Here is a 236-nt window from a genome sequence, read left to right as displayed (position 1 = left end):
CTAACTTCTTGATGTCGACATTGTCGACTCCGCGCCCGATCTCTTCGTCCGGCGTGAACAGGATCTTGATGGTGCCGTGCTTCACATCGGGGTTGTTGATGAAGAAATGCGCGGCATCCATGATCTCGGCGACACCGGCCTTGTTGTCGGCACCTAACAGCGTGGTGCCGTCGGTGGTGACGATGTCGTTGCCGATCTGGTTCTTCAGCGCTGGATGTTCGGCGAAGCGGATCACC

At 57.6% G+C, this 236-nt stretch carries 1 pseudogene; it reads right to left on the bottom strand.

From position 1 onward, the window contains the following. Positions 1 to 236, bottom strand: a pseudogene (locus RMT89_RS45415) (hypothetical protein); the annotation flags it as partial.

The organism is Streptomyces sp. P17 (assembly GCF_032436805.1).
Taxonomy (GTDB): Bacteria; Actinomycetota; Actinomycetes; order Streptomycetales; family Streptomycetaceae; genus Streptomyces.
This window is presented reverse-complemented; position numbering and strand designations above follow the sequence as displayed.